We start from the raw sequence: 19,386 nt of genomic DNA on the forward strand, positions 1-19,386 counted from the left end.
GCAGTCCCGCCGCCTTGCCTGTGCCGTGCTCTGTCCGCGGACGACGGCGCAGCCGCGGTTCATGAACGCCTGCGCCGGCGCGTGACTCGACGGACAGACTCAACGGACAGCACAGGCGTCGACCAGGAGACGACGCCTGTGCTGTCGGTGCTGCTCATCGCTGTGTGTCCGCCTCCAGGGCCTCGGCGAGACCCGCGACGGTGGGGTTTTTGAAGACCAGGACCGGCGGGACCCGGCGCCCGAGTCGCTCGCCGAGGCGGCCCGCGACCGAGGTGATGGTCAACGAGGTGCCGCCGACGTCGAAGAAGTTGTCCTGCGGCCCGAAGTCCTCCTCGACACCGAGGCACTCCCGCCACACTTCGGCGACGAGGAGCTGCTGCTTGGTGACGGCCCGGCGGGCCGTGGGGGCCGGGGCGGGCACCGGGCGTGGGTCGGGCAGTGCGTCCCGGTTGACCTTGCCGTTCGGGGTGAGGGGGATCTCGTCGATCACGGTGTAGCTCTGCGGCAGCATGTACGGCGGCAGTTGCTCCGCCAGGTGGGCGCGCAGTTCCGCCGGGTCCGGGGCGGGCCGGTCGGGGTGCTCGGGGAGCAGGTAGGCCGCCAGCTGGTCCACGCCGGCGCGGGTGCGGCGCACGGCCACCACGCAGTCGGCGAGGGCGGGGTGGCTCTGGAGGGCGGACTCGATCTCGCCGAGCTCGATGCGGAAGCCGCGCACCTTGACCTGGTGGTCGTTGCGGCCGAGGAAGACCAGATTTCCGTCGGGCAGCAGCCGGACCACATCGCCCGTGGCGTACATACGGGCGCCGGGCTCCGCTGCGTACGGGTCGGGCAGGTACGCCCCGGCCGTGCGGGCCGGCCTGCCGAGATAGCCGCGGCCGACCGCGCTGCCGCCGACGTACAGCTCGCCGCGACAGCCCGGGGCGACCGGACGCAGCCGCGGGTCCAGCACGTAGAGGTGCGCGTTGTCGGTCGCCCGGCCGAACGGGACGCTCGGGCGATGGCCGTGCCGGTCGAGCAGCTCCTCGGTGATCGGGCAGAACGCCGAGGTGACGGTCGCTTCGGTGGGCCCGTACTCGTTGAAGACCTGGCATCCCGGCGCGGTGGCGGACAGGATGCGGCGGGCCACTTCGTGCGGCACGGCCTCGGCGCCGGTGAACACCAGGCGTACGGAGGCGAGTCGCGGAGCGGGATCCGTACCGGACTCCAGCAGGATCCGCATCTGCGAGGGCGTCGCGTTGAGCGTGGTGATGCCGCGCTCGGCGACCTCGCGCAGGAACTCCTCGGGGTCGTAGGCGGCGGTGGGGCTCGCCAGGTGCAGTTCGGCGCCGGACACCAGGCACTGGAAGATCTCCCAGACCGAGTTGTCGAACGCCACCGAGTGGTTGAGCAGGGCCCGGTCCCGCCCGGTGAGCCGGCACAGCCGCTGGTTCCACTCCAGGAACCCGGTGATGTTGGCGTGGGTGATCGCGACGCCCTTGGGGTTGCCGGTCGAGCCGGACGTGTAGATCACGTAGGCGAGGTGGTGCGGTTGTGCCTCCTCGGCCGGCCCGGGGTCCGCCCCCGGGTCCGCCCCGGGTTCCTGGTCCACCGTCACGAGCCGCACGCCGTCGCCGAACAGGGCCGAGGCGGGGTGCCCCGGGTCCGCGACGACCAGGCGTACGCCCGAGTCGGCCAGCAGGTACTGGAGCCGGTCCGCCGGGTAGCCGGGGTCGAGCGGGACGTAGGCGCCGCCCGCCTTCAGCACGCCCAGCAGGGCGACCACCAGCTCCACCGAGCGTTCCAGGCAGACGCCGACCAGGCTTTCGGGGCGCACGCCCCCGGCCCGCAGCTCCCGGGCCAGGACCGACGCCCGCGCGTCGGTCTCGGCGAACGTCAGCGACCGGCCGTCGCCCACGACGCAGACCGCGTCCGGGGTGGTCCGCACCTGGCGGTCCCACAGGCGGACCAGGGTGGTCGGCTCGGGCAGCGGCTCGGCCCGGTTGCCGAGGGAGAGGGTGCGCAGCTCATCGGCCGAGACGATCTCCAGCTCGGACAGGTGGGCCGTGGCGCCGGACACCATCTGCTCGATCACCCGCAGGAAGTGCCGGCCGAGGCCCCGGACGAAGTCCCCGTCGAACAGGTCGGTGGCGTACTCGACGGAGACGCTGAGGTCACCGGCCCCGGCGGCGTGGTCCGTCACGTCGAGGGCGAGGTCGAAGCGGGCGGTGCCGAGCCGTCCCTCCAGCTCCTTGCGGTCGTACAGCTCGGTGAGGTGACCGGCCTCCGGCTCCTCGTGCAGGGCGAACAGCACCTGGAAGAGCGGGTTGCGGCTCAGGTCGCGCTCCGGGCTCAGCTCCGCCACCAGCTTCTCGAAGGGCAGCTCCTGGTGCGCGTACGCCTGCCGCGCCACCTCGCGTACCCGGCCCAGCAGCTCGCGCCAGGTCGGGTCGCCGGACAGGTCGGTGCGCAGGACGACGGTGTTCACGAAGTAGCCGACCACCTCGTCCAGTTCGGGGCGTGGCCGGCCGCCTGCCAGGGTGCCGACGGCGACATCGCTCTCGTCGGCGTACCGGCCGAGCAGCACCTGCAACGGGGCCAGCAGGCCCATGAACAGGGTGACGCCCTCGGCCCGGCACAGCGTGCGCAGCCGGTGCGCCAAGCCGGCAGGGACGCGCAGCAGTTCGCGGCGGCCGCGATGGCTGGCGACGGCCGGCCGTGGGCGGCTGGTCGGCAGCTCCAGGACGGGCACGCCGGACAGCCGGGTGCGCCAGTGGTCGAGCAGCCGCTCCAGCTCGGCGCCGGTGAGCCGCTCGCGCTGCCAGACCGCGTAGTCGGCGTACGTCACGGGCAGCGGTGCCGGGGCGGGGCGGCGGCCGGCGGCGAGCTCCGTGTAGAGCACGCCCAGTTCCCGCACCATCAGGCCCACCGACGCGCCGTCGCACGCTATGTGATGAATCGTCAGCAGAATGAGGTCACGGCTCGGGGTGCGCAGCACGTCCGCGCGCAGCAGCGGGGGGCGGTCGAGGGCGAAGGGGGCGCGGATCCGCTCGGTCACCAGCGCGTCCAGGTCCTCCTCGGCGACCTCGATGCGGCGCACCGGCACCGGTCCCGGCTCGCGCACTTCGGGGCGGACCCGGCCGTCGACGGCGACGAGGGCAGTGCGCAGCGCCGGATGCCGGTGCACCAGCGCGGACAGGCAGTCCTGCAACAGCGTCAGGTCGACGCGTCCGCCGGGCAGGCCCAGGGCGACCGGCAGGTGGTAGGCGGGCACCGCGTCGTTCAGCTGCTCGAAGAACCAGATCCGCTCCTGGCCGAAGGAGAGCTCGGCGATCGCGGCCGCGGGGATCGGCTCGTCGGCCGAGGACGCCACGCCGGCCAGGGCGGCGGCGAGCGTGGCGGGTGTCGGATGGGCGAAGACCGACTGGGCGTCGACCGGCACGCCGAGCTCCGCACGCAGCCGGGCCACGGCCCGTACCGCGGTGAGCGACTGGCCGCCCAGGCGGAAGAAGTCGTCGTACGGGGACACGTCGCCGAGCCCGAGCACCTCGGCCCACACGCGGCGCACCGCCGCGGTGTGCGGCGGCAGCGGGGCGTCGTCGGGCATCGGCCCGCTCGCCCGTACCGGGCTGTGCGGGAGCCGCTGCACGGCGCCGCGGTCGGCCTTGCCCGCGGGGGTGCGGGGCAGGGCGTCCAGCACCGCGTAGCCCTGGGCCACCATGTGAGCGGGCAGCCGCTGCGCGAGGTGGTCACGGACCTGGCGGGGCAGGTCCTCGGATACGTTCCGCGCGTCGTGGGCGGGCACGAGGTACGCCACCAACTGGTCGCCGCCGGCCGCCTCGCGGTCGACGACCACCACCGCGTCCGTGACGAGGGGGTGGCTGCGCACACAGGCCTCGATCTCGCCGAGCTCGATGCGGAAGCCGCGCACCTTGACCTGGTGGTCGTTGCGTCCCAGCACCTCCAGCAGGCCGTCGGCGGACCACCGGGCGAGGTCGCCGGTCCGGTACAGGCGCCCGGAGGCGTCCCCGAACGGGTCGGGCACGAACCGGTCGGCGGTCAGCGCGGGCCGGTTGAGGTAGCCGCGCGCCACGCCCGCGCCGCCGATCCACAGCTCGCCGGTGACTCCTGGGCCGGCCTCCCGCCCGCCCTCGTCGACGACGTGCAGCCGGGTGTTGGACAGGGCCGTGCCGACCGTGACCCGGTCGGTCACGGCGTCGATGCGGGCGGCGGTGGCCCACACCGTCGCCTCGGTCGGCCCGTACAGGTTCCACAGGGTGCCGCCGGTGGCGAGCAGGTCGCGGGCCAGCTGCGGATCGAGCGGCTCACCGCCCGACAGCAGTACCCGGCCGTGCCCGTCCGTCCAGCCGGACGCCAGCAGCATCCGCCAGGTGGTGGGGGTCGCCTGGACGACGCTGACACCCGCCCCGGCGATGGTGGCGGCCAGCAGCTCGGGGTCGGTGTTGGCGGCGCGGGGGGCCATCACCACCGTCGCGCCCCGGGTCAGCGGCAGGAACAGCTCCAGTATCGAGATGTCGAACGACAGCGGGGTCAGCGCGAGGACCCGGTCGCCCGCCCCGAGGCCGGGGCGTTCGGCCACACTCCGCAGGAACGAGGCGATCGCCACGTGGTCGACGGCCACACCCTTGGGCAGGCCGGTCGAACCGGAGGTGTAGATGACGTAAGCCAAGTGGTGCGGGTGTACCACCGGGGCCACCGGGGCCACCGGTGCGGCCGGTGCGGCCGGTTCCGCGGGGAGGTCCTCGACCAGCAGGACGTCGGCCACGCCGGACGCCAGGGCCTGCGCGCGGTGGTCCGCGTCGCACAACCACAGCCCGGCCCCCGAGTCGGTGGCCATGTGCCGCAGCCGGTCGGCCGGGTAGCTCGGATCGAGGGGCAGGTACGCGGCGCCCGACTTCAGGATGCCGAGCAGGGCCACGACCATCTCGACCGAGCGGCCGAGACAGACGCCGACCAGGTCCTCCGGTCCGATGCCGCGTGCCCGCAGCTCGGCGGCGAGTGCCGTGGCCCGGCGGTCCACGTCGACGTAGGTGGCGCGGTCTGCTCCCGCGACGACGGCGACCGCGTCGGGTGTCGCGGCGGCCTGCTGCTCCCACAGTGCGACGAGGGTGGTCGGCGCCATGAACGGTCCTTTCTCAGCCCCGTGCGGGGAAGGTGCGCGTGATCGCCTCTGCCAGCTGTTGTTCCCCTCCGCGCACATACAGGTGGGGGGCACCCGGGAACAGGTGCAGTGCGAAGTCGGCCGAGGTGTGCGTGCGCCAGGCGGCGAGCTCCGTCCCGTCGACGCTGTCGTCGTCCGAGCCGGCCAGCACGGTCAGGGGACAGGGCAGGGGTGCCTCGGCCCGGTGCGTGTACGTCTCGCACAGCGTCAGGTCCGCGCGCAGCAGCGGCAGCAGCAGCTCCTGCAACTCGGCATCCACGCCGTCGAATTCGGCGGTGGCGAGCAGCTTGTCGTCCGGCAGCGTGTGCCGCGGGTCGCGGTCCGGCAGGCCGGGTGCGCGCATGCCCGACAGGAACAGGCGGTCGGGAAGGCGCATGCCGAGCGCACGGAGCCGCCGGGCCGTCTCGAAGGCGATCAGGGAGCCCATGCTGTGCCCGAAGAAGGCGTACGGCAGGTCCGTGTGGTCCGCGATGAGCGGCGCGAGCGCGGCCACGGCCTCGTCCAGGGACGTCAGGGCCGGTTCGGCGGACCGGGTCTCCCGGCCGGGCAACTGGACCGTACAGACCTCGACGGTGTCCGGCAGGTACGCCGACAGCCGGTAGGCGGAGGCGCCGGCTCCGGCGTGCGGGAAGACGAACAGGCGCCGCTGCGCGGTGAGTTCACGGCTGCCGAGTCCGCGCAGCCAGGCCGCCGCGGGGCCAGCGGCCTGGCTGCGTGACGCTCGCACGGAGCGCGGGGTCAGATCGGTCCACACCTGCTCGATGTGGTCCAGGCACTCCTGGCGAGTGCCCTGCGCGCCGGTGGCGGTCCAGCCGGCGGGCAGGGCACGATCGGCGAACCAGACCGAGTACTGGTCCTCGTGGTTCACCACGACGACGTACCGGTCCCCGGCGGGGCGCAGGGCGGGTGCGGCGCTCATGCGTCAGACCCCCACCCCGGTGAAGAAGTCGCTCTCGCGGCGGCCCCGGCCCGCGGCGACGACCCGGTCGTGCACCCACTTGCCGACGGCCAGATCGAGTACGCCGAGTCCGAACGGCGAGAAGACCGCCGGGCGTCCGTGGTCCCGGCGCAGCCGCCCGCGCAGCAGATCGCCGAGGGTGCCGTCGACGAAGTCCCGGTTGCCGGTGCGCTGTTCGGTCAGATGCAGCGAGGTGCGCTCGCGTACGGCGTGGTCGACGTCGTCGGTGACGTTCTGGGCGGCGAGGATCATCTCGGGGGCGAGGTCGCGCAGGGACAGGTGCAGGACCACCGGGTTGTGGGCCAGCAGCCGGGGGTCGTGCAGGTGCGGTTCGCCGGCCACGGTGGTCAGTACCACCAGGTCGCAGTCGGTGAACGCGTCCTCCACCGTGTCCGCGACCACGATCTCGGCCTCGGTGTGCTCGGCCATGACGGCGCCGAAGCGGCCCGCCGCCGCCGGGTCGAGGTCGAAGAGCCGGAAGCCGTCGATCTCCCAGTCGAGATCACGCAGGAACCGCCATACGTGCTGGGCGATCAGACCCGTGCCCACGATGCCGACCCGGCGGGCACGCCGCGCGCCGAGCAGCGTCTGCGCGCCGAGCACCGCGGAGGCCGCGGTCCGCGTCGCCGAGACGATCGAGGACTCCATGCAGGCGAACGGGTAGCCGGTGACACAGTCGTTGAGGATCAGCGTGGCCGAGGCGCGGGGGATCCCGTGCTGCGTGTTGTCCGGGAAACTGGCGATCCACTTGTTGCCGGCCACCTCGAACTCGCCGCCCAGATAGGCGGGCAGGGAGATGATGCGCGACCGGTCCTGGTGCGGGAAGCGCAGGAACGAGCTGTGCGGGTTGGCGCTCTGTCCGGCGTCGTGCACGAGGTAGGCGGCACGGACGACCTCGATGAGCTCCGGACGGTGCCGGTCCGTCTCGGCGGCGACGTCGCCCGCGCCGATCACGGTCATGGGCGGTGGGACCAGGGTGGACACGGGGTGGCTCTCCTTCAGTTGACGGCCAGGGCTTCGACGCCGGCGGGCTCTGCCGCTTCCGCGCGCAGCTGCTGGACCCACGCGGGGTCGTAGACGGTCCGGGCGTAGGCATGGCCGCGGTCGGCGGCGATGAAGGCGACCCGGGGACGGTGTGCGCCGGGACGGTGACGAGCGAAGTAGTCCTGGACGGCGGCATAGGTGCTGCCGGTCGAACCTCCGGCGTACAAGCCGTACTTGGCGACCAGGGCGTCGCAGGCCTCGACGGCGCGCGCTTCGGAGACGATCTCGACCTGGTCGATCAGCGCCTGACCGCACAGCGGCGGCACGATGCTGGAGCCGATGCCGGGGATCCGCCGCTTCTTCGGCGGGCCTCCGAAGATCACCGAGCCTTCGGTGTCGACAGCGACGACCACGCAGCCCGGGTACGTCTCCTTGATCCGGTGGGAGAGCCCGGCGATCGTGCCGCCCGTGCCCACGCCGACGAAGAGGTAGTCGAGCGGTCCGGCCTGCTCGATCAACTCGCCCGCGGTGAAGCGGTAATGCGCGTCGCGGGCATCCGGATTGGCGTACTGATTGGGCCAATAGGCCGAGTCGAGTTCGACCAGCAGTTCCTGCACCCGCGACAGCCGGGTCTTCAGGTAGCTGCCCGCCGTATCCCGGAGGGAGACCTTCTCCACCCGCCCGCACAACAGCCGGAGTTGGGCCTCGGTTGCCTCGTTGCAGTTCGGATCGATGACCGGGACGAACGAGATGCCGAGCATGCGGCAGTAGAAGGCCAGGGCCAGCGCAAAATTGCCGGACGACGATTCGACCACCGTGGTATCGGGCGCTATCTCCCCGCGACGGATTGCCTGTTCCAGAATCCACAGTGCCGAACGGTCTTTGGTACTTCCGGCGGGATTGCAGAATTCCAGCTTGGCGACAATGTCGCACCGCTCGTCCGCCAGAGGAATCAGCGGGGTTCCCGTGAGGCCCCTGCGGATTTGCCTTGTCCGTTCGATCAGCAATTGATCAGCACGCCTGTGGAGCATGGGCCGAGTGTGGCACGGGGCCGTTCGAGGCGGCTCAACCGCGACTCAAGTGCCGTGCGACAAAAGCCCGTCGGGGACAACTCCGCGCCTCCCGCGCACGAGCGGTTCCAGGCCGAGGCGGTCGTGCATGTGGGCGCCGGTGATGCCCAGCGACAGCGGTAGTCCGTTCCGGTCCGTGGCCAGGTGGTTTTCGATCCCGGCTTGCCACGGTCGGTCGCGCCTCTCAGCGGCCGTCGCGGACCCAGGCGCGTTCGCCTTGCAAGCGAACCCGTGGGCTACGTTGAATGCGTTCAAGTACAGGGGCTTGGGTCGTGGGGTGGATGGCAGTGCAGCAGGGAGACGCCCAGAGGCCGGGGCCCGTTCTGGGACGGATGGGGTGGTGCGTGCTCATGTACGTGCTCATCCACACCGCAGCCTGGGTGGCCATCTCGCAGACGGATCGGTGGGAAGACCGCTTCCTGGAGAGCATGATGCTGGGGCTGGACGTGCTGCCGATCATCGGCATTCCCACCCTGCTCATCGCGGTTCTCGCGGTATCGGTCCACAAGCGCATGGGAGTGGTCCGGTTCCGTGTGCTGCTTGCCCTCCCGCTGATCCTCTGTGCTTGGCCCCTCCTCTACATCGGCCCGCCCGAAAACGTGTGCCAGGTCATGGCGCAGATCGCCTTTGCCGCACTGATACCTGCGCCGCTCTTCCACCAGGAACGGCTCGGTAGGGCTGACGGGTAGGGGCGCCCTTCACCGGACTGCCGGTGACCTCAGCGGCTGGCACCGACAGCAGCGACTCCGAGCGCTCTCGGGTGCACCGCGGATGTCGTCGACGAGCCAGCCGATCACGGTCTCGGGCGCTCGGGCGGTGGCCTGACGACGACGGTCCACCTGGCGGTCGACGGCACATGTCGTCCCCCGGTCTTCCGCGTCTCGACGGGACATCGGCACGATTCATCGGACTTCGACGCCCTGTCCCGAATCTCTGTCCTTCGCAAGGGGTGTGGTCGTCCGCGCACCAGACCCAGGCAGGTGAGCGCCGACCGTGTCTGCTCCTCGCGAGCCATCCGCACTCACCTGCGTAGCCGAGGCATCAGGGCGCTCATTCCTGAGCCGTCCGAACACGTTGCCAACCGCAAGCGCTGTGCGTCCGCCCTTGTGTGTCACCGGATATCGATATCGTGCCGTCGTGATGGTGGGAACCGAAGAGACGCGGTTGATCGTTCTGCGCGGGAACAGCGCCTCGGGGAAGTCGTCGATCGCTGCTGGCCTGCGCGCGCAGTTCGGCCGCAACCTGGCCCTGGTCGGCCAGGACAACTTGCGCCGTATCGTGTTGCGCGAGCGTGACCGGCCTGGCGCGGCCAACATCGGCCTGATCGGCGTGACAGCTCGCTACGCGCTGGACGCCGGGTTCCACACGATCGTTGAGGGCATCCTGTACGCCGACCGGTACGCCGCGATGCTGGAAGACCTCATGCGTGACCATCGTGGCATCACTCGGTGCTACTACCTGGATGTGCCGCTCCAGGAGACGCTGGTTCGGCACGCGACGAAGCCCGACCTGGCAGACCTGGCCCAGGTCACCGAAGAGCATCTGCGCGACTGGTATCGCGAGCGGGACCTGCTGCCCAGCGGCCTGGAGACCGTCATCGACGCCAACAGTGGCCTGGACGACACGGTGAAGCGCATCTTGTGCGAGGCGGGCCTGGACAAGATGCCGGCCGTCGACCGTTGAAGGCGCTCGGACGCCGGCTGCCAGCAGCAATGCGGCTCTTCGCAGTCGAGGGTGTTGGCGGGTAGGCGTCGAGGTCTACCATCCGAAAGACCTCGACATGCTGCACGCTCTCTTCGCCGCGCTCTGTCTGACCACGTTCTGCCGTCTCGATCAACTCGGTCTGGAAGCCGTCGGGCAACGCCTTGAGCCGGATCAGGCGGTGAGCGAGTGCCGGCACCCAGCCGCGTTCACCGATTGGCGGCCAGCACTGCCGCGAGGCCTTCTTGCAGGTCCTTGACGAAATACTCGGGAACCTCCAGCGACGGGAAATGTCCCCCGGTTTCGGGCGTCCTCCATCGGACGATCTGCCGGTACCGCTCCTGTGCCCAGGGGCGCGGACACTTCTCGACGTCGCGGGGATACATCGTGAGTGCTGACGGGACGTCGACCCGAAGTTCGGGGTCCAGTGAGTTGTGGCTTTCGTAGTAGATGCGGGCCGCCGATGCGCCGGTCCGCGTCAGCCAATACAGGGTGACGTCGTCAAGAATTCGGTCTCTGGAAATCGTCTCGAACGGGCTGTCTTCGGTGTCTGACCACTCGGCGAACTTGTCGAGGATCCAGGCAAGAAGCCCGACCGGTGAGTCGACGAGCGAATATCCGATGGTCTGCGGTCGGGTCGCCTGCTGCTTCGCGTACGCCGCGCGGTGGCGCCAGAAATCGCGGGTTTCCTCGGTCCATTTGCGCTCGACCGCCGTCAGCCCGTCCGTTGTCAACCCGGGCGGTCCCTCCGCGAACGTGGTGTGGATGCCGAGAACGTGCGCCGGGAATCTGCCACCGAGAACCGTGGTGATATTGCCTCCCCAGTCGCCGCCGTGGGCTGCGAACTTGCTGTAGCCGAGCCTTCCCATCAGTTCCACCCATGCGGCCGCGATCTTTTCGGTTCCCCACCCGGTGGTGGCCGGCTTGTCGCTGTAGCCAAAGCCCGGTAGCGACGGGACCACGACGTGGAACGCCGGCGCGTCCGCATCTTTCGGATCCGCCAGTTCGTCCACTACATCGATGAACCGAGCAATGCTGTCCGGCCAGCCGTGCGTCAAGATCAGAGGAGTGGCATCCGCGCGCGCGGATCGGCGGTGCAGGAAGTGGATTCCCAGGCCATCGATGGTCGTGCGGAACTGGCCGATCCGGTTGAGGCGCTCTTCGAACGACCGCCAGTTGTACCCGGTGCGCCAGTAGTTCACGACATCGACGAGGTCGGCGAGAGGAACGCCCTGCTCCCACCGGCGAGGGTCGGGCGCGGCGCGATGGACCGTCTCGGCCTCCGGCAGTCGCGCCGCGGCCAGTCGCGCCCGCAGATCGTCGAGGTCGGCGTCAGTCGCGTGGGCTTCAAATACCTGCACGTCGCTGGTGGGACGGGGCATGAGACCTCCTGGCCATCGTGGAACCGGCTGCGCACCAGTGCGAACCGGCTAAGACGGTTCTACCGTGCCTTCATACCGGCGTGCAACCAGCTAAGGTGGTTCCATGCGTGCTGGATTTCCTGACTTCCGCCTCGGTAACGTGCTGGCGACCAGCTTCACGGGGACTCTGTCGGAGCGTCATGGCGACTCTGTGGAGCGCATTCCCACGCCGCAACGACTCGTCGACTGGCTGGCGGTGAACGGCCTCGCCGTGGACTCCTGCACCACTGCCCAGCTCGACCTCGCTCGGGAACTGAGGGAGTCGATTCACGCCGCCGCGACAGCGGCCGCGATCCAGGACGCTCTCCCCGCGTCTGCTGTCCAAGTCATCAATGAGTGCAGCGCTCAGGGCCGGGCCGCGGCGATCCTGACGCCCGAGGGTAAGCGGCGATGGCGGCTCAGCTCGGCTTCCTGCGTGGAAGATGCCCTCAGCGTGATCGCCGCCGACGCGATCAGCGTCATCGCAGGCGAACGAGACGGAAAATTGGCCTTGTGCGCATCACCAACCTGCCAGGCCGCCTTCTTCGACACCAGCCAAAGCCGCACCCGCAAATGGTGCGACATGAACACGTGCGGGAATCGTCAGAAGAAAGCGCGCTTCCATGCCAGCCAGCGCAAAAACCCCGGATCGGCGGAGTGATCGTTACCTCGCTACGTCGCGTGGCGTCGACATGCCCGCCTCGGTGACCCAGGAGCTGAAGCGCCACGGCAAGGCGTTCCCGCCGGTGGATGTGGCCGGCATTGTTCCGCTTCCACGTTCTGGGGCACGCCTACGCCTCGAACATGCTGGAGGCGGGGGAGTCCGTGGTGACTGTGGCGCGGGGGCTCGGACACTCCTCGCCGGCTGTCACGCCCGGTTACTATGCTCACTTCATGCCGGAAGCCGGAAGCCGGAAGCCGGAAGCCGGAAGCCGGAAGCAAGGGGCGCACCGTCATTGAGGCTTGTGCCGGTCCGGATTTAATCGTGGATTGTAAGGCCGCTAGGTCGTATAGCCTGGGAAAATGCTGACAGAAGTCACAGCGACTCGCTATGTCACGCCCCTTCGTGAGGGCGGCTCGCTTCCGGGGATCGTCGAGGGGGACGACCTCGGTACCTACATCATGAAGTTGTCTACCAGGAGGCTGTGAGCTGCGGCGACACGGTCGTGGGCATCTCTGACCTGCGCAGATCCGTCTTTCATAGCCTTTCAGACTCGTACTCGGTTACGCGGACGATTCTCCCCACGCGCTCCCCAGCGCCGCCCAAACTCCCCAGATTCTCCCCAGGGAGGCCACGTACAGCGGGATGAGGGCGCCGTCGGAAGCAAGATCATATGGGGCGCTGCTAGCTACGTTGCGTCACTGCCGTAGGCCAGGAAGAAGCCCACCAGCAGGTTCTTCGTCTGCTGGTGGAACAGAGCTCCTCTTGGTGCTGGCCGGCTGAAATGGCGGCTGTAACTGCCGACGGCAGAGCGTTGGTCCGTGAATGGTCCGGATCGTGGCGTCAGCTACCCGAAAGCTGACGGCCAACCGGAGTTGGGTGGCCTGCCTCGGCGCTGAGGGCCAGCAGTTCAGTCCTGCGTGGAGCCGGCGGCATGGTGGACGTGCAAGGTGAGCCCCGTAATCCTGCCGGATTGAATGATGGGGCCGTGCTGGGCCCCGCCACTGATGTCGTTGTGCACGGTGACCCGTTGTGTACCCGGCACGGTGTTCGCCATCCGCTGCAAGGATGCGAGCAACTCGCGTAGGTCGTCTCCGGTGGCGGAGTCAGTCTGTAGAACATGTTGCAGGTAGGCGTGCCACTGGAAGGTGACGTCATCAGCGGTTTGCGTGCCGTTTGCAGCCTGGGCACTGAGCAGCCGGGCCCGGGCGGAGTCCAGGTCGGCGACCGTGTCAACATCCGCACCGATACGAGAGAAGAAGCGTCCGACCAGCTCGCGGGCGTGCGTCCAGGAGTCGGTGACCATGAGGGAGACCAAGGTGGTCGCTCCCGATGCGGCGAGAGCGGCCAGTTCGCTGTCCATCGTTTCTCCTTCAGGAAGGTCAGAGTTCGGGTGTCTCATCGGTCGCGTCGTTAACCGGTGTGTAAACCGCAGGCGGGTCGAACCTTTTCAACAGTTCCTCGGCCGTCTCGTTCCGGTCCTGTGTCTTGATGATGTCGGCGATCTGCTTGGCCAGCATCGCCCGCCGGTCATCTCCGTCCGTGAAACCCATGCCGGAGAGGAAGGCTTCGAAGTGGTCAGCAGCCGTGGGCTCTCGTTCGAACGAAGCGGATGGCGCGTCCACGCGTTCCAGGCCGGGCCGATTGCTCTGCGGCTGAGGCAGGAAATCCCGCAGTCGATCGGGTACGTCGGTGTCGTTGGCCGCCGACGTGAGCTGGGCGAGCAGACCGAGGTCCGCCACGGTCTTCTCCACATGATTGTCATTCTTCGCAAGCCACCAGACCACCGCGCTGCCGGTGTCCTTGAGCACGTCCTCGCCCAGGTACTCACGCTTGCTCTGCTCGTACTTCCGCTGGTGTTCCCAGACGGCCTTGTCCTTGCGCACTTCAGCCAGCTTGTCCAAGCGCTCCTGATCGTGTTCGCGCAAGGTGAGCGTGACATTCTCCGCCATTACCTGGAGGTGCCTGGTGTGGTCCGGGCGCATCCTGCTGAGCGCACCACTCAGCTCGTGCTGGACGAGTGAGGCCCGGCCTGGCTCCCGCTGTTCCGTGATCGCGCGGGCGCAGTCCAGCACCGTTTCGACAGCGAGGCCTGCCGGGTTGACGACGGGGTCGCCGCCGCTGGCTTCGAGGGGGCACCACCGCACGGTCGCGGAGAACAGGAAGTCGTAGTCGTCCCACTGGCTGGGCAGCGCCACGTGGCTGACGCGGTGTTCCCTGCGTTCGATGGGCGCCGCGGTGTGCTGCTCCTCGAAGTCGACCGGTACGGAGCCGCGCCGCGTCGCGGCGATCTTGAAGGCTGCCGCGGGCACTCCCGCGAGGAGAACGATGAGGGCCGCCCACGCCCATGTGGGCCACTCCTGCACCAGGCCGAGGATCGTCAGCAGCAGAGCGCACAGGATGGTGAGGAAGACGGTCGTCGTCTTGCAGCCGGTCGTCATGGTGTGGCCCCCCTGGGTGGTGCCGGTCGAGACGGTGCGGCCGACGGGCGGAGGCCCTGCGCCGCGGAGATTTTCTGGAGCAGGCGGTCGGTCGTGGCGACGCCGTGTGCCAGGCCACCGGAGGTGGTGGGTTCCGCTGCGCGGGCCACGGAGTACAGCGCCGCGAGATGTTGGCCGTTCCGGCCGGCGGCGGTGACCAGCAGGTCGAGCAGCAGGTCATGGCGGTCGACGGCATCGGTGGCGGTGTGCAGCCAGCGCTGCGCGTACGGGTGCCAGAGCGACTGCGGCAGCTCAGTGAATGCCTCCCGCCAGCCGATGGTCACACAGCTCTGTACGTACTCCTCGTCCACCAGTGCGCGGGGCGCGCCTCCCGGGTCCGTCAGCGACACCGGGTCGCAGATCCGCAGGAAGAGCCGGGCGTCGTCGGCCGGGGCCGCCGAATGCCGCGTGAGGCGGTCGAGCATGCGGCGCCTGAGCCTGCTGCTCGTCGCCACCAAATCGCACAGGGCGTCCAGCGCGGGCGTGGCGCCGCTCTCACGGCGGGCGAGGAGACGCAGCCGGACCATTGCCTGGTCGGGATGGGTCGGCGCGATCACGTCGATGCAGACACGGAGCAGAACGTATGCGAGATTTCCCATCAGTTGCTTGTCCCTGCACCATGTGTAGATCAGCTGCCGGAAACTCCCGCCGTACTGCTTGTTCTCGAGCCCATGGGTGAGTGCGTGGATAGCCGCCGCTGAACGGGTCAGGGTCGTGGTGTTGGCGCTCCACTCGTCGGCCAGGGCCGCCAGCTCCTTCCACTGCCCGGCACGCAGGTACTGATCGGCGAGCCGTTCCACCAGGTCTTTACGGAGGCCCGGAGTGAGGTGTGGATCCTCCAGCTCTGTACTGCGCGCGGTCCAGACGCTAAGAAGCCGTCTGAGGTCGGGCATGTGATCCCAGAAGTGCGCGCGGACGGTGGCGTCGAAGTCCAGCTTGTTGAACCGTACGTGACCGCCCGGTCCGGCCGACGCGGAGATCTCCGTCAGGCGCTCGGCCAGGTCCTTGCCTTCGAGTGGGACAACCTTGTCTTCAGGGATCTTGAGGGTGCGGAGCAGAAGAGCGGCGGCGTGGTGGATGACGTCGGCGTGCGCGCCGTGCAGCATGGCTGTGGTGATCAGCAATGCCCGCTGCGGCGCCTCGCGCCGTTCGGTGACGAGACCGGCGACCTCTTGTCGCCATGCCTTCCGCGCATCGCGGGCCTGCGCGCACCAGCCGGCGAAACCGCCGCGGGCCGGATGCGCCGTACGGGCCCGCCGCACACGGTCGGCGAAGTCCGCGATCTCTTCGACCGAGCGCTGCTCAGCCAGGAAATCCGCCAATGCGGGCGCGCATTGCAGATACTCCTCGTGCGGTATCCGGTGGAGCCGTAGGTGGCGCCGGAACACCTCCTGGGCCGGAGGGGGTGCGATATCGGCCCGGTAGAACTGGAGGTCGGATTCCAGCGTGCCGCCGTACGGCATGACGACCACCAAGTGCGCGTGCTGTTCCTGAACGGCCTTGCGGAGCGCCGGCAGATCTCTGCGGTTCCTCGCCCATCGGGCGCCGTCGGCCTCGGCAAGGTCCAGCAGCAGCCGGTCGCCGGAGCCGACCAGCCCGGCATCCGTGAGCGTGGTTTCCTCTTCGTCGCCGGGCAGCAATTCGCGGAAGATGCCGGTGTCCCGGTGAAGTTCGTACAGGAGGACGCGGGCTGTGGCAGTTCTGCCGCTGCCCGGCGCTCCGTGCAGGATCACGGTGCTGCGCTCTGCCAGCAGGCGGCGGGCCTCGCCCATACCCTCGGGATCGACGAACCGCTGCCTGAGCAGGCGAAGCTGGTCATCCGCGATGCGGCGGGGACTCCGGCCGGCCGTCTCTTGCTTCGGCGGGCTTGCGGTGTTGTAGTTGTAGATGTCGCCGAAGCCGGCATGCACCGAGCCGCCGGCCTGTTCGACACGCGTCGTGAACGCTTCGTTCACCGCTCGTCGTCCTCGCGCTGCCCTGGCCCACCGAACCGGTGCCGAATATCACCGTGATGGTCGCCTTCGAAATTCGTCATGCCGTCTCCCGAGTAGTGACGGCCGCCCGACACGTGGCGGGAATTCTGATAGATATTGCCGTTGCCGGAGTGCACGGGGCCGGTCGGCCCCTTGATGACGGTGCCGCCGACGTCTCCGGTAAAGTCCCGGCTCTGTACGGCCGTTCCATGGATGTCCCCGGACGAGTTGGACACGGAGCCGGGTTCGGAGGCGGGTGCGTCGGCGTGCTCGAGGTCATGCAGCTCGGGGACCATCTCGGTGACCAGGTCACCGAGGCGCTTCAGATCGGCTTCGGCGTTCTGCGTGTCCAGCCGCACGGACTGCAGTTCGGCCAGCCGCGCCAGGTCGGCCGGCAGATCGTCCTTCTTCAGGCGCTCCGTCGTCCTGCCTGCCAGGACAGGGACCACCGGCAGTCCGCAGGCGAACGCCTCCAGGATCTCCTTCCGTACCCAGTCCTCTGGGTCGCGCAGCCTGGACTGGAAATTGACCCAGTCGGCCCCGATCACCACCAGCAGCAGAGCGCTGCGGCGCAAGCTGGTCAGCAGGGCATCGGGATAGACGGTGCCGGGAGGGATGGACTTCGAGGCGCGGAAGGCACGGTCCTTCCCGAAGCGGTTGGAGAGCTCGTTGTCGATCAGAGCGGCGGTCTCATTGCCGTCGCCGGTCCGGTAGTTGATGAACACATCAGCCATTGCGTGGTCCTCCTCAGGAAGTGGTGAAACGGGATAACGTGCCGAGCCGCGGAGAGAGCTGGCGTACCGGAGCGTGATCCGAGTGACGGGCCATGACGCGGGCGAGACGCTGGAGGTCGAGGGTGACGGTCGCGGAACGTACGGCCGCCACCCCGTCGAGCAGCGGCTCCGTCAACATGCAGGCATGGTCGATCTCGCCATCCACCGCGTAGGCGAGCGCCCGACGTACGCCGTAACGCACCTGCGTCCGTACCGCGTCGGGGGAGACCCGTGTGAGCTGCCGGTTCAGTTCTTCGGCCGCCTCCCGAGGGTGGCCCAGGTCAAACAGACACCAACCGGTGACCATGCCGACCGAGTCGGGCAGGTGCATGCTGCCGATCACCGGGGCATCGGCATCGTCTGACTGGCCGGCGAGCAGCGCCCGGGCCTTGTCCAAGGCGTTCTGACAGGCGTCGCGGTCGCCCGCGAGCGCGTGGCCCTGTGCCTCGCGCTGCGCGGCGAGTCCGCGGATCCGGGGCGGGAGCGTGCCGCTCTGTGCCTGCTGTGCCAGAGTGACCGTCTGTTCGGCGTCGTCCTGATACAGCGTGACCAACGCTCGGCGCACCAGCGCATATCCGGCCAGCGCCCGGTCGCCCCCGGCAGCCGCAAGATCCACCGCACGCTGTGTCCACCACAGTGCCGCTTGCTCGTCTCCGGTCTCCTGCACCAGCCAGCCGATGTATTCGGCGTACCTGGAGCCGAGTGCGAGTAGTTTCTGGCGGGTGCGGGAGTCGGCATGTGCGGACAGCTCCCGCAGAGTGTGGGTCTGGGCGATCAGCCCGGGTAGGAGGAAGCCGGGCTCGACGGTCTGGCCGAGCCGCCGATAGTGCGTGAACAGGGAGCGGGACGCCTCCAGCATCCCGGCACCCGTGGTCGGCGAAACCGGGCCCTGACCGCCAGTACGCCATCTCATCAACGAAGCGGCGCCGACGCTCACGACCTGGCGCCGGCCCAGGGGCTGAAACCAGCCTGAGCCGTCCGGTGACAGCTGCATCGTCCACTCCTCCTCATGGAATTCGCCTGGTTCCGGCTCATTCGGTGTGCCGGAAGCGGATGTGGCGACCAGGGCGATCAGTACGCCGCCTGCCTGGAGGGTGGCGTCGCACAGTCGGGCGAGATCGCGGCTGGGCGCCTTGATGCCTCGTTCGACTTTGCTCAGCTGTGCCTTGCTGTAGTGCACGGCGGCAGACAGGGCGGTGAGACTGAGTCCGGCGTCCAAACGCCGCTTCCTCAGTTCTTCGCCGAACTCGGTGGACGGCTGCGGCACGGGAACCTCCAAACCATCCATCCAGGCACGGGGTTGCTGCACGAAAGAGTGCGGCAACCCCGGCCGGACGGACAAGGCGAATGGTGCTGTTTCCCGTTTCCTTCTCCGCGGGTGAGAGGCGGTATTCTCCGAAGTGCGGAGTTGTGTTGCGATCCGGTCCGGTCGTTCTCATCTGAGACCGAGCCGACAAGCCTCGGGTTGCTGTGGCATGAGCAGTTGGTCGTTGGTCCGGTGTGGCGTGCAGACTCCGGCCCTCACGGTTACGCGAAGAGGCTGAGCCACTCGCCCCACGCCCCTCACCTGCGCCCCTGCGCCTGCAAGGCCAGGGCGCTGCAGTGGGGTTCGCCCCACGCCCGTCTATCTCCACTACGATCTGGTGCGCCTCAACCGCCACGAAATCGGCTGTGTTTCCCTCACATTCTGGGGGCCCCAGGGCGCCCCGGGCCAAAGTCGTCAAGACGTGTCTGGCACAGAGGAGGTCAGGTCACCCGGGTCAAGGCGGCTTGATCCGCCTCGGCGGCGCGGACGGCACCGGAGACGACCGCTGCCAAGGCGGTGCTGCCACTGGAACACGCGGTGCGGGCCGGGACGACGGTACGCGGCCCCGTGCCGGCCTCGGGGAAGCACATTCGCCGGGCGGGCGAGGATGCTCCGGCGGGTGCGTGTCTGGCTCCGGCCGGGACACGGGCCGGCCCCGCGTCGCTCGGCCTGGCCGCCGCATGCGGCCACGACATGCTCTCGGTACGGCCCCGGCCCCGCGTGCGGATCCTCGTAACCGGTGACGAACTGATCTACTCCGGGCGGCCAGCCCCCGGCCAAGTACGGGACGTGCTAGGTGTATTGCCCTGGAGTGTTGTTCACACGGGTGATGGGTGGCTGGCCTCCGAGTGCGGTGTGGCAGCGGTGGTGGTTGTAGGTGTGCAGGAAGGTGTCCAGGGCAGCGGTGCGTTCGTCGTTGCTT

Annotated in this window: 13 protein-coding genes and 3 pseudogenes; 5 read left to right on the forward strand and 11 right to left on the reverse strand. The window is 69.2% G+C overall.

The genetic code is table 11. From position 1 onward, the window contains the following. Positions 1 to 154: 154 nt before the first annotated feature. The 4 genes from M8I34_RS24675 to sbnA are packed head-to-tail and all read right to left on the reverse strand — an operon-like array spanning position 155 to position 8,131. Positions 155 to 5,119 (reverse strand): non-ribosomal peptide synthetase, encoded by a 4,965-nt coding sequence (locus M8I34_RS24675; protein ID WP_250052539.1) that lies wholly within the window; start codon positions 5,117 to 5,119, stop codon positions 155 to 157. Positions 5,120 to 5,132: 13 nt separating this feature from the next. Further along, entirely contained in the window at positions 5,133 to 6,077 is a 945-nt protein-coding gene (locus M8I34_RS24680) for a thioesterase domain-containing protein (RefSeq protein WP_284050750.1), read from the reverse strand. A 3-nt stretch (positions 6,078 to 6,080) separates the two neighbouring features. Beyond that, entirely contained in the window at positions 6,081 to 7,076 is a 996-nt protein-coding gene (gene sbnB / locus M8I34_RS24690) for a 2,3-diaminopropionate biosynthesis protein SbnB (RefSeq protein ID WP_284050763.1), read from the reverse strand. A 38-nt stretch (positions 7,077 to 7,114) separates the two neighbouring features. After that, a complete protein-coding gene (gene sbnA / locus M8I34_RS24695; protein ID WP_250052543.1) occupies positions 7,115 to 8,131 on the reverse strand; it encodes a 2,3-diaminopropionate biosynthesis protein SbnA in 1,017 nt (338 codons plus the stop codon). A 389-nt stretch (positions 8,132 to 8,520) separates the two neighbouring features. Here sbnA and M8I34_RS24705 point away from each other — a divergent pair, with 389 nt between their 5' ends. Both M8I34_RS24705 and M8I34_RS24710 read left to right on the forward strand, forming a co-directional pair. Continuing rightward, positions 8,521 to 8,859 carry a hypothetical protein gene (locus tag M8I34_RS24705; protein WP_250052551.1) on the forward strand — a complete coding sequence of 113 codons (339 nt, stop codon included), beginning with the start codon at positions 8,521 to 8,523 and terminating at the stop codon, positions 8,857 to 8,859. A gap of 451 nt (positions 8,860 to 9,310) precedes the next feature. Continuing rightward, complete coding sequence (locus tag M8I34_RS24710) at positions 9,311 to 9,853, forward strand: AAA family ATPase (protein WP_250052570.1); 543 nt, start codon at positions 9,311 to 9,313, stop codon at positions 9,851 to 9,853. 227 nt (positions 9,854 to 10,080) lie between these two features. On the opposite strand, the gene M8I34_RS24715 is transcribed toward M8I34_RS24710, so the two are convergent. After that, the gene (locus tag M8I34_RS24715; RefSeq protein ID WP_250052554.1) at positions 10,081 to 11,253 is read right to left on the reverse strand and encodes an epoxide hydrolase family protein; all 1,173 of its coding nucleotides are present in this window, start codon (positions 11,251 to 11,253) and stop codon (positions 10,081 to 10,083) included. Between the two features lie 103 nt (positions 11,254 to 11,356). Between M8I34_RS24715 and M8I34_RS24720 the strand changes: the two genes are divergently transcribed. Continuing rightward, positions 11,357 to 11,932, forward strand: coding sequence for an ABATE domain-containing protein (locus tag M8I34_RS24720; RefSeq protein ID WP_250052556.1), 576 nt, complete (start codon positions 11,357 to 11,359; stop codon positions 11,930 to 11,932). Positions 11,933 to 12,042: 110 nt separating this feature from the next. Next, a pseudogene (locus tag M8I34_RS24725) lies at positions 12,043 to 12,231 on the forward strand (hypothetical protein); the annotation flags it as partial. A gap of 611 nt (positions 12,232 to 12,842) precedes the next feature. Here the strand turns inward: M8I34_RS24725 and M8I34_RS24730 are convergent. The 5 genes from M8I34_RS24730 to M8I34_RS24750 are packed head-to-tail and all read right to left on the reverse strand — an operon-like array spanning position 12,843 to position 18,425. Then, complete coding sequence (locus tag M8I34_RS24730) at positions 12,843 to 13,295, reverse strand: hypothetical protein (RefSeq protein WP_250052558.1); 453 nt, start codon at positions 13,293 to 13,295, stop codon at positions 12,843 to 12,845. Between the two features lie 19 nt (positions 13,296 to 13,314). Continuing rightward, the gene (locus tag M8I34_RS24735; RefSeq protein WP_250052559.1) at positions 13,315 to 14,373 is read right to left on the reverse strand and encodes a hypothetical protein; all 1,059 of its coding nucleotides are present in this window, start codon (positions 14,371 to 14,373) and stop codon (positions 13,315 to 13,317) included. Continuing rightward, a complete protein-coding gene (locus M8I34_RS24740) occupies positions 14,370 to 16,367 on the reverse strand; it encodes a hypothetical protein (protein WP_250052561.1) in 1,998 nt (665 codons plus the stop codon). The genes M8I34_RS24735 and M8I34_RS24740 overlap by 4 nt, the downstream gene beginning before the upstream one ends. Further along, positions 16,364 to 17,119, reverse strand: a complete 756-nt coding sequence (locus tag M8I34_RS24745) for a toll/interleukin-1 receptor domain-containing protein (protein WP_250052563.1) — start codon at positions 17,117 to 17,119, stop codon at positions 16,364 to 16,366. The genes M8I34_RS24740 and M8I34_RS24745 overlap by 4 nt, the downstream gene beginning before the upstream one ends. Before the next feature lie 13 nt (positions 17,120 to 17,132). Then, positions 17,133 to 18,425: a helix-turn-helix transcriptional regulator gene (locus M8I34_RS24750; RefSeq protein WP_250052572.1), complete on the reverse strand. Its 1,293-nt coding sequence runs from the start codon at positions 18,423 to 18,425 to the stop codon at positions 17,133 to 17,135. 555 nt (positions 18,426 to 18,980) lie between these two features. On the opposite strand from M8I34_RS24750, the pseudogene M8I34_RS41990 reads away from it, so the two are divergent. Further along, positions 18,981 to 19,139 (forward strand): annotated as a pseudogene (locus M8I34_RS41990) (molybdopterin molybdenumtransferase MoeA); the annotation flags it as partial. A 117-nt stretch (positions 19,140 to 19,256) separates the two neighbouring features. On the opposite strand, the pseudogene M8I34_RS24755 reads toward M8I34_RS41990, so the two are convergent. Further along, positions 19,257 to 19,386: pseudogene (locus M8I34_RS24755) on the reverse strand (integrase core domain-containing protein); the annotation flags it as partial.

The organism is Streptomyces sp. MCA2 (genome assembly GCF_023544705.1).
In the GTDB taxonomy this organism is placed as follows: domain Bacteria; phylum Actinomycetota; class Actinomycetes; order Streptomycetales; family Streptomycetaceae; genus Streptomyces; species Streptomyces decoyicus.

What these genes read in the sequence shown, in the direction of transcription:
- M8I34_RS24735 (WP_250052559.1), bottom strand. Translation starts at nt 14,373, where the DNA reads ATGACGACCGGCTGCAAGACGACGACCGTCTTCCTCACCATCCTGTGC.
- M8I34_RS24675 (WP_250052539.1), bottom strand. Translation starts at nt 5,119, where the DNA reads ATGGCGCCGACCACCCTCGTCGCACTGTGGGAGCAGCAGGCCGCCGCG.
- sbnB (WP_284050763.1), bottom strand. Translation starts at nt 7,076, where the DNA reads ATGACCGTGATCGGCGCGGGCGACGTCGCCGCCGAGACGGACCGGCAC.
- M8I34_RS24710 (WP_250052570.1), top strand. Translation starts at nt 9,311, where the DNA reads ATGGTGGGAACCGAAGAGACGCGGTTGATCGTTCTGCGCGGGAACAGC.
- M8I34_RS24730 (WP_250052558.1), bottom strand. Translation starts at nt 13,295, where the DNA reads ATGGACAGCGAACTGGCCGCTCTCGCCGCATCGGGAGCGACCACCTTG.
- sbnA (WP_250052543.1), bottom strand. Translation starts at nt 8,131, where the DNA reads ATGCTCCACAGGCGTGCTGATCAATTGCTGATCGAACGGACAAGGCAA.
- M8I34_RS24745 (WP_250052563.1), bottom strand. Translation starts at nt 17,119, where the DNA reads ATGGCTGATGTGTTCATCAACTACCGGACCGGCGACGGCAATGAGACC.
- M8I34_RS24705 (WP_250052551.1), top strand. Translation starts at nt 8,521, where the DNA reads ATGTACGTGCTCATCCACACCGCAGCCTGGGTGGCCATCTCGCAGACG.
- M8I34_RS24720 (WP_250052556.1), top strand. Translation starts at nt 11,357, where the DNA reads ATGCGTGCTGGATTTCCTGACTTCCGCCTCGGTAACGTGCTGGCGACC.
- M8I34_RS24715 (WP_250052554.1), bottom strand. Translation starts at nt 11,253, where the DNA reads ATGCCCCGTCCCACCAGCGACGTGCAGGTATTTGAAGCCCACGCGACT.
- M8I34_RS24680 (WP_284050750.1), bottom strand. Translation starts at nt 6,077, where the DNA reads ATGAGCGCCGCACCCGCCCTGCGCCCCGCCGGGGACCGGTACGTCGTC.